The organism is Bacillota bacterium (genome assembly GCA_013314855.1).
In the GTDB taxonomy this organism is placed as follows: Bacteria; Bacillota; Clostridia; order Acetivibrionales; family DUMC01; genus Ch48.
The window spans coordinates 23,365-33,636 of sequence record JABUEW010000037.1 but is presented as its reverse complement, the minus strand read 5'-3'; the positions used below and the strand labels follow the sequence as shown (position 1 = coordinate 33,636).

Sequence of the window (10,272 nt, the reverse complement as noted above, 5' to 3'; positions counted from 1 at the left end):
GCATAATATACACAAAATGATTGAATTTACATATATTAGCAAACAAAAAGTGAAACACCAGCAACGCCACCGGAAGTGATATATTGAAAATACGGCAGAAAATATCTGCCATTTGTACAAAAAAAGTGGGTAGTGTAAAAAGTTTTATGAAAAAGGCTGATAAGCAATTTTTATGGAACTATATAGTAGAAATGATCTTTGAAAAAAGAATATAGGCAGCCAAAAATGTATAGATGTTCACCGCCGCCCTTGACAAACAGCATGCAAATGCAGGATAAGACATGCCGAGGGCGAAGGGAACGGATATACATCATATTATGATGCGCCCTCGGGAACTTCATTATAGCATTTGCATGCTTTGGTTTGTCAAAGGTTCGCTTCGCCGGCGGTTTTTACCTCGGGCTTCTGCTAAACGGATATACATCATTAAGCAGATTGCTGCTTTATGATGTATTCCTCAGATAACTCAAGGAGTTTCAGCCACCGTGCAGGCATATTAGGGAGTGATGAAAGTTCTTCCAGTACTACAGGCACTTTTCCTTCAAGAGAAGAATGTGGCCTTAGGAAATTGAAGTAGGCAACAAACAGCGTAAGAAAAGATACTGAACCGGTATCGCTGCCAAAGCCATTAGTAGGCCTGTAGTTATACCTGAAAGTGCGATTAAGCCTTTCAATTATCTGCTTAAGTGGCCTATACTCCTGTGATACTTCATCTTCATTTTTGAGTCCTATGACTTGCTTTATATCAAAATTGATATTGTACTGGGCAAAGAAGTACCGGGCAAGCAGGTAAGTAGGGTTACCGTCGAATACCATTGTAAGGTCTTCGGGGATTGACTCATACTTGGAAAGTGCATCATCAAGTGCTTTTATAGCAGCGATGGTATCACGGTTTGGAGATACAGGATAAGCTAAGATGATTTTTTAACTGCATCTAGAATAAAGTAGACATAGTGCCACTTTCCAAGCACCTTGATGTAAGTTTCATCACCGCAGAGAGTATTTGAAGGTTTGTAGTCAAAGTTATCCACGAAAGGTTTTACAATGAGTGCAGCTGCATTGGCATAGTTGTTAACCGAAGCATGTGAGATATTTACGCCATGAACTTCACGCATAACAGCGGCAGTCATTCTAGTGGAAAGGCCAAAGTTTACATGGTGGGTAAGTATAAGACCCAAGGTGTGAGGTGAGACATAAAGCTTTGAGATATCACGGATATTGGGCATGGTGTATTTTCTCTCAAGAGGTTTAAAATCAAGCTTGTATTCTCTATAGAGGTAGTGAAGCTTGAAGAGATGAGGTTGTTCCTTGTATCGTTTCTTATCCTCTTGAGAGAGAGAATTCAAGTTATCTAGATAGAACGGGCATTCAAAATTAGGGCATTTGTAGATATTAAAATACTTGCGCTTTTTTTAAGTTCCAGTGTCCTACCGCAGAAAGGGCAATGAAAAGCAATGGTTTTAAGGTATTTGGTTTTACGATTAAACAAAAAGGCACACACTTTACACTTAAACTGACCTTTGCCTCCGGTATTGTCGTAAATATACTCATGAGGTGCATTGCCCCTTGGGCAGGATATGTCGTGGGGTATATCTTTTCCTTTACGACGTTTAACGGGGCGAATAACTTTACCGTCTTTTAGGAATCGTTCCTGTATAAGCTTTTTGTAATCGAGAGTTTCTAAGGTTTTTATTACAGGCATGGGCTCTACCTGAAATTTACGGTAAGGTTTATTAATTGGCTGCTTGGTATTCTTTTTTAAAGGAAATTTGCCAAGTACTACAGTAAGAAGAAAAATAATTATTTTGTATTGTAGTTGAATATATAGCCTAATAAAAAGGTTATAATGTTGTACAAGGTGACACTACTCCTTTCGTGTATAAAGTTTATTGACTGTACAACATTATACCATAAATTGGTTTTGTTGATGTCAAATTGGGAAATTATTAATTTTTAGTAGGTTTATAACTTAAAAAAAAAAGAAATCACCCGAAAGGGTAGGAAAACACATTTTTTTATCATCCTACTTATTTTTCAATATCTTAAGTTCCTTTGCCCTGGTTACGACCTGTACCCTCCTGTTTACTCCCAGTTTTTCATATATATTCTTTATATAGCCCTTAACTGTATTTATGGTGATCTCCAACCTATCGGCAATTTCCTTATTGGACATTCCCTCTACGATGAGATTGAGCACCTCTGTCTCCCGTTCAGTGAGAGGATCAATAAGATAGGGGTATGCTTCCTCTTCGGCCTTTACAGTATTTTCCTCCAGATACGATTGCAGTTTTTTAACACAGGCTACCTGGGTGGATAATAGCTTCAACGCCTCAAGCCGATCAGGTGTAAATACCCCGGGTAGAAGGCTGTTTTCAAAGTAAAGCACACCAAACGGTATTCCCTGAAACAATAAAGGCAGACAGGCTACCGACCTTAAATCCGATTTTGCTATATAAGGGTCACTGGCAAAGATTCCATTCTGCTCTCCACAATTTAAAACTATAGTCTCAAGGGTTCGGGCGACATACCGTACTATTGCCTTTGAAAGTTTATGACTTTCTTCCACTGGGACGGTTTTTACGACCGTTACACTGCAGTTACTATCTTTTGCAGCTTCGATAAACAACTCTCCATTTTTTTCAAGTATTAAATACCCCCTGTCTGCACCGATGCTTTGGACTGCTATATCTAAAAAGCTTTCGAGCAGCTTATTTATGTCAGTCTCTTTAGAAATATTTTCTACCGCTTTATCTATAAAATACATATCCAGGCTGCCTGCCGTTTCACTGTCGCTTGTCGTAGAAATACTTAGTATATTTTCAAATACTTGAGCAGTATCATTCTTTTGCTTTTCGAAATCTATTCCGTCCAAAAGTTCGGGATATCGGTTCTGAAGTTCTTTAACTTTTGCAAAAGCTCCCCATCTATTGTATCCGCTACAGGCGTCCATCATATAAGTCCTTGCTATTTTCCTCAGACCCTGGAACAGATAAAACCTTGCCGCCAGTTCATTGGCAAGGGCTTCGTTTTGTATATAGCCGTTTTCCCGGGCTGATCGAATGGCCCGGTCATAAAGCGACATGGCTTCCTCCCTTCTGTTCCGCAGGCGCGCTGTTTCGGCGGCAACCAGCAGGAATTTGTGTTCAAAGTTCTCCTTGCAGGCCTCCAACCATTTTTTCATCTGCCGCTGGTTTTTTTTCAGTGTTTTCCAGTGACGCTTCCTGTCCTTAAAGGACAGTTCCCCATAAAGAGCCATTATAGTCAGAGAATGATAAAAATTGTATTCGGCGCTGATCATAAAGCCAAGAATAGCCCCGGTTAGAGGCTCTATCTTTTGTGCGGCAGACAGGGCATCCCTGTAATTTCCTGCCATGTAGCACAACTGCATTTTGTAAAAATAATAGGTTGCCAGGGAAGATTGATCCTTCTGTGCCAGTTGTAGAAACTCATCCTTTTGAAACTCTGCTGCACCGGATGCCAGTGAATCTGCCTTTCGTCCCCGCAGCGCCGATATAACCTTTTCGTAAATTGCCGCATTGATAGCAAGGTTGTCATGCTTTAGCCTTCTTGCAATCTCATGTTTTTTCCGGATCTCCTCTGCAATTTCCCCCAGGGAAATACCTAGAAGATACCGGATTTCAAGAATAAGACAATGTGCATAACCAATAATCAGTACATCCCCGGCTTCCATCCCGCTGCGGGCAGCCTTTTCGAGGTACTCCAGCCCTAAGGCCGCGTGCCGGGTCCAATGGGAAATAAACGCTCCGATGACAAAATATATGATGCATTTGGAAGAACTCCGGTCATACTTTTCCACCAGATGGATGCATACCCTTCCATACCTATCCCCTGCTTCATAATCTCCCAGAATGCTTCCGGCAGTAATGCTGTACCCGAAGTATCCGACGGAAGTCATTTCGGTATTTCCATGCCGGACGGCATGATTGCCGGTTTTCAGAATAATAAAGCTGTATAAATCCGGATAGCTGGTCATTGTTACGGAGGACAGACGGGTCAAGAGCTCTGCAATCTTCCTCTGTACCGGATCCTTCATCTCAGGCAGATGGATCAGATCTTCAATTTTTTTATTCCGCATGTACCATTTATATAGCAGCAGTTCCCTTGCATAATCCAGTTTTTTGGGGTGGACAGGCAGCTTGACTCCCAAATTCTCCAGAGCGTGGATACCCGTCCGGACCGCTTCGGCATATTTCCCCATGCCAGCATATAATATCACCTTCAAGCCGTATACGCCTGCCCGCTCCAGTTCAGTTCCGGCCTTCTCGATGACAGCGTCAAATAGTTCTTCGGCAGCTTTCACATTGCCAGATAGATATTCCGCCTGGGCAAGCTCCAGGTGCAGGTCATAGCTGAGACTATAGGCATGCTCCCATGCGGCGTCTGGCAGCAGTGCCCTTCCGGATCTGAAATATTGCAGGGCCGAAGCATACGCCGCCGAGACTTTAGCCTTCCGTCCCGCCATCAGGTTATATCCTGCCAGCTCCATCCTCTCTACAGGGTCATAAATCAGTTCCAGGCTGCGGTTGAAATGGTCCATGATGGACAGTATCTTCTCTTCCGGACTGCTGCGGACCGTATTCTGTAAAAGCAGACGACCGATGACAATGTGCTTCTCTTTCTTCTCATTTTCCGGAATGAGGGAATAGACAGCCTGCTGTACCCGGTCATGCAGGAATTCAAATACAGAGAGCATGGTCTCCGGATAAGCTGAAGTCAGGTTTTTCTTTTGATTTACCGCTGTCAGGACAAGCCCTTCAAGGATCGACGGCATCAGGCAGGAGGCTGTCTCCTCCAAAGACTTGCCGCTCACAGCAGCCAGTGTTTCCAGGTCAAATCTGTTTCCAATGCAGGCCGCCAGCTTCATGATCTCCCGGGTCTCCTCCGGAAGCCTTTGCAGCTTTTTCAGGAGAGTTTCCAGCACATCCTCTCCCGGCTGCAGCTTTTGGATAGCTTCCAGTTCCCACTTCCAGCAGCCTTCCTGTGTATTGAAATATAGAAATCCTTCGTCATGTATCAGAGTGAGCAACTGCCCCAGGAAAAAGGGATTGCCCCCGGATTTACGGTACAATACCTCCGCCAGGGCAGCCGTATTTTCCGACTCAGCGTGCAGCGTTTCAGCTACCAGTTTCTCAACCTGGTTTCTTTCCATGGGCAGCAGGGAAATATGCTTCTCATGGGGCTTCCCTTTACGGCTTTCTTCCAGCATTTCCGCCAGCGGGTGATCCCCATTCACCTCATTTTCTCGGAAAGCTCCGATGAAAAGCAAAAAGTGAAGGTTTGCATCCTGGTTCAAATACTTCAGTAAGTGTACCGAAGCAGGGTCCGACCACTGCAGGTCGTCTAGAAACAGCACCAGCGGATGCTCTCTCCGGGCAAATGCCCTGACAAAATCTCTGAATACCAGCAGGAAACGGTTTTCAGTCTCTTTCGGGGACAGCACATCCACAGGAATCTGCTTTCCGATGATCCATTCCAGTTCCGGAATGATCTCGGTGACCACTGCACCGTTCCGGCCAAGAGCACACAAAATTCTTTTCTTCCACCGGTCCAGCTCTTTCTGACTTTCGGTCATCAGCTGTTTTACCAGATTCCCAAAGGCAGCCGCGAAGGGAGCATAAGGAATGTTTTGCCTGAGCTGGTCAAATTTCCCCATGATGAAATAGCCTTTTTCCATCACAATGGGCTTCAGGCTTTCATTTATCAACATTGTTTTGCCTACACCCGGATATCCGCTTACCAGTATTGTCTCGGCCTGACCTTCACATACACGGTCAAAAGCAGCTTTTAAAGCTTCCTTCTCCCTTTCTCTTCCATAGAGCTTACGGGGCAGCTGGAAACGTGCGGATACGTCCATCCGTCCTATGGAAAAAGGCTCAATCCTTCCTGTTTGAATCAGCTGTCTCTTACATTCTTTAAGATCCCACAAAAGCCCATAGGCACTCTGGTATCTCTCTTCAGCACCCTTTGCCAATAGTTTCATAATGATATCGGATATAACGGAAGGAATATCAGGGTTGATTTTATCCGGCGGTTCCGGTTTCCGGGTTAAATGGGCATGTATCCACTCAGCAGGTTTTTCAGCCTGCAAAGGAAGCTGGTCGGTCATTATCTCATAAAATATTACCCCCAGAGAATAAAGGTCACTGCGTTGGTCAATCCCTATATTCAACCGGCCTGTTTGTTCCGGAGACATATACTCCAGGGTCCCTGCCGGATTATTTGAAAGCAGGGTATTTTTACTTTCCGCAGGAAAAAGTTCGGCGCTGCTGAAATCAATAATATATACTTTTCCCATACTGGGATGTATGAGAATATTTTCCGGTTTCAAATCCCTATGGATTATACCTTTTTGATGAAGTCGGCCAAGAACTTCTGTAAGATGGACAGCAATATCAAGAAAGTTCTGCAGGCTCACTGGATGGTCCTGCATGTATTTTCTCAAGGATACAGCCCCGATATCTTCCATGATCAGGGCAAAGAATGACCCTGCCTGTTCCAATCTTATGGCCTTAATAATGCCTTCGATATTAAGATTCCGGGTAATTTCGTACTCATGTATGAGCCTTGATATTCCAATCGAGTTGGCTGCTTCTTTTTTTAGCGCCTTTATGATAACCGGCACCCGGTGCCTGGCTGTATATCCTCTGTATATATTTATTCTGCTATTTTCATGGATTTGTTCACAAATTATATAATCCGGTAAAACAAACATCCAAACTTCCAGCCCCCATTTATTATCATATCCTCTTATTGATATATTATCACCCGTTCCTTATAATGTGAAGATGTATGCAATGGATTCGCAATATTTACAGCCATGAATATGATTTTTGTTCTACAACCAGGCTGAAGCTGAAAGTTATTTCAGAGTATGAAAGACCAATTGGTAAGAAAAAAATCGTTGGTTATCAAATCCCAATTATAGTAAATATCCACTTTGTAAACATTAGGCAGCAACAATAACGTTCTGACGGGGTGATGGCTTTTATCTTTCCGGTGCTATTAAAATTTGTTCCGGAAGAAAACCATCACCCCTTGAGATGCAAAATCTTTATCGCTACCTATATAGAATAACATACTCAGCAAACTTGTTGATTATATTATACCCTAAAAATCAAAATCGATTTCCATATTTTCACCATTACTCTGACACTTCATCAGCAACCCTTTTTGCTATCACGACAATTTGTTCACGCGTAGCAAAATCAAATGGTGCAAGTTTATTATCTCCACTCCCTTTTATGATACCAAGCGCATTAAAACATGCCATATTTGCCCTTGAAATCCCGGTTAATGTTCCAATATCGGTATATTTTTCAATAAAATTCTCGTTTTGATTGATTCTATATCCTGCTAAATTGAGTACCTTGCAGAAAGTATCCACTACTTCGGAACGGGTTACAGGCTTTTGAGGTTCAAACTTATTGTCATTTGCAGTAAGAAAACCATACTTTACCGCCATTTCGGCATAGCCGTCCTTGTCTTCATAATCAGCATATGGCGCTTCTTCACTGAGTTCTACTTCTTCAATCACATCAGCAATTTGAAGATACAGATTGACGGCAGTCATGGCAAGGTCCAACTTACTTGCATTATTCGCATAACCATACATAAGTTCAGGGTCAACTAAACCCAGCACCATTGCTTCTTTAAACTCTTCTCTCGACCAACCCTGAGGCAAAGCGGACTCATCATTTTCAATCAAAAACCTGTATTCGCGTGAAACCGTTTTCCCTCCGGAATTGGTTGCAGTCATTGTAAATGTGTGCTCACCGATTGAAAGCTCATAAGGGTAAAATAGCAAAGCATAATCTTCAGATACAACTTCACCTTTTTTATCCTTCCAGACAATTTGTCCTTCAGGTTCATACATATAGCCATCCTGGGGGTCATACACGTCTACTTCAAAGTAAATTTCATCCGTCACCTTAAACACTTCCGGCTGTTTTTGCTCGGTCATAATTTCCGGCGCTTTGTAAGCAACGGAAAAACTTTCGCTCTCGGTATAAGCCGTATTGATCCCGTCTGTAGCGTAAAGATAGAATATTGCTTCTTTCCCGCCCGGCAGCGTATCGAAATCTACCTCAAAAGCAGTTTCGGTAATATCTTTTGCAAGGCATATCCAGTCGTCTTCACTTGGTGAATACCAGAGCTCGTAATAGAGCTTGTCGCCATCTTTATCTCTTCCTTGCCATTCGATAATCTGTTTTCCGCTTAATTCCCCCCTGCCAGTTACCGGTGAGAACGATACCTCCGGTTTATTCTTGGATATTTCTTTACGATAAATTGTTTGTGTCCCATAACGAAGTTCTAAAAACTGCGTATCCTGCGGATATTTTAAAGTTACAGAAAACGGCGCTTTATCGAGACTTCTCGGCGGATTGGAATTTGCTGTGAACGAAACGCCAAACTTTACCTTTTGAAGTTCTTTTTCTTCTTTATCGAGTAAGACAACAAAATATCCTGTTCCTGTTGGTTCTTTCACATCCTCCCATAAGCCTTCATATTGATAAGACGGGTCAAGACGAATGGATCCGTCCTTGTAGACTACGCCGGAAATATCAATTAAATCGATCCATTCTTTCTCTTCGGCTTGACTTTGGTCTGCCAATACCTGTTTTCCACTATGTGCAAAGCTTTTGAAAAGTTGCTCCCAAAGTGCCGATGTTGTCCAATATTGTGACTGCTTTGCACCGGAACCCATGTAACTTACCATAGTGCCCAACAGGCCGCGCCCATAAGGTTCGTATGCGTGCTGTTCTTCCAAAACAAGCGAGCCTTCGCCGTATGTTTCAGATTCTCCTTTAATAAACTTTTTATTTGCCGTAATTTCCTCTTCACTGTTGTACCAGTCGCTTCCGGACATACCATAAGGAGCGGGATTTATATTCATATTAATAGAACCGCCACTGTATTCATCGCCGATTTCATAACAATGAGCAATTTCATGTGCAACCGTTGCCAACATATCTTCATCGGATTCGGTGACAATGGTTGCCGGTAGCCCATAAGTATATCCCTGTAAGCTGCCATCGCCTTGCCGGTCACGGACGAAACCTACGATAAGTGTATATTTGTTGTCACGTGTTTGCTTGTCAGCAAGGGCCTGCCAAACTTCAAACATGCCATCATCAGTTGTAAGATCATATTTGTCATCGCTCAAATCAAGTTCCGGCGCAAGCTCCCAGATAAGGCCGCCATTTTTGAGGGGGTATACTGCCTGGGTAAATTTTCCTGCCGTTTTCCAATCACCTTCGGTGCTTTTTATTTCTCCACCCCAATTCCCTTTAACCGGAACAGCCAGCACCCGCATTGTCATACGCTCTTCAAACTTTACATCAACGCTGCTCTTGTCATTTTCAATCACAGCGGTAATAGTATAGTTTCCTGCTGCCCAGCTGCCAACATCTTTTAAGTTTTGCGGCACGAATTGGATGATATTCGTTTGTATGGCAGGGCCCAGCGGCTTCAATCTGGCAATTTCCTTGCCGTCTTTCGATACCGTTACATATTGTGTATTGCCGGACGGATCAACTGTCACAGCATTTTTAAGTACAACTAATACGGCAGTATTTTTCCCTGCAACAAACGAACGCATATAATACAGCTTGCCATCGTCTATAGATTGACCTTTCCCCATAACCTGCGTAACTTCCACCGCTTGAATATTGCCCGATTCGCCGGATGCGTCTGTTTGCGTTGATTCTGTCTGTGGTTTGGGTTTTTGTGCAGAGGCGGTTGGTTTTTCTTCCTTCGGTCCCTCTGATTCATCCGATTCGTCACTGCCGATAAAAATCTGCGCCCAATACGGCGTAGCGCCATTTAGATAATAGCCTACCCCTATATAATTGACCTCTTCATTTAATATGTTCTTTCTGTGTCCAGGTGAATTCATCCATGCGGACACAACCGCTGACGGAGTTTTTTGGCCATAAGCAATATTCTCGCTGGCAATACTATATGAAATTTCGTACTCATCCAGTACCGTTTTCCATTCACTCCCATCCGGACGGTCGTGACCAAATACTTCCACCAGTTCTTCAGAACGCAATTCTGCAGCGTAGGTTAAATTTTCCATTGTGGTTAAAGCTCCAAGCCCTGCTTTAGCACGTTCCTCATTGACAAGACGTATTACTTCGTCAGCGTATTCACCTGTGTCAGGATCGCCTGCCGCAAAAACTGTAAGCACTGAAAATTGTGACAATATGAGCATAATTGTCACAAGAATAGCAATTGTCTTTTTCATGACTA

General features: G+C 43.1%; 2 protein-coding genes and 1 pseudogene. All 3 read right to left on the bottom strand.

Features of this window, described 5'->3' with window-relative positions; translation table 11 throughout:
- Positions 1–426 precede the first annotated feature (426 nt).
- The 3 genes and pseudogenes from HPY74_08450 to HPY74_08440 all read right to left on the bottom strand — a co-directional run bounded on the left by HPY74_08450 (position 427) and on the right by HPY74_08440 (position 10,267).
- A pseudogene (locus HPY74_08450) lies at positions 427–1,834 on the bottom strand (DDE-type integrase/transposase/recombinase).
- Between the two features lie 189 nt (positions 1,835–2,023).
- Positions 2,024–6,733, bottom strand: coding sequence for an AAA family ATPase (locus tag HPY74_08445; protein ID NSW90688.1), 4,710 nt, complete (start codon positions 6,731–6,733; stop codon positions 2,024–2,026).
- A 429-nt stretch (positions 6,734–7,162) separates the two neighbouring features.
- Entirely contained in the window at positions 7,163–10,267 is a 3,105-nt protein-coding gene (locus HPY74_08440; protein NSW90687.1) for an S-layer homology domain-containing protein, read from the bottom strand.
- Positions 10,268–10,272: the final 5 nt, after the last annotated feature.